A 262-nucleotide genomic window follows, 5' to 3' on the forward strand; every position below is an offset into this window, starting at 1 on the left:
GCGCTGAGCCACTAAGACTGATAACCAGGCAAGTCTTTGCCAGTTGACGTGTAAGTCTGGTCATACTGATTCCCTGTTAAGTATTTTGATTAACGTTTTTGATGTATTGCCATGGACATGATCAGGCCAAAGGCTGTCATCAGGCTGACGACTGACGTTCCACCATAGCTGACCAGTGGTAGTGGAACACCTACCACGGGTAAAATTCCGCTAACCATACCGATGTTCACAAATACATAGATAAAAAAGGTAACGGACAAGC

At 45.0% G+C, this 262-nt stretch carries 1 protein-coding gene; it reads right to left on the reverse strand.

What is annotated here, in order from left to right; all coding sequences use genetic code 11:
• Positions 1-89: 89 nt before the first annotated feature.
• On the reverse strand, positions 90-262 hold a 173-nt coding region (locus tag Q4563_RS20535), incomplete at its 5' end, for an FtsW/RodA/SpoVE family cell cycle protein (RefSeq protein WP_303605830.1).

The sequence above is a fragment of the Gilvimarinus sp. 1_MG-2023 genome, from assembly GCF_030548285.1.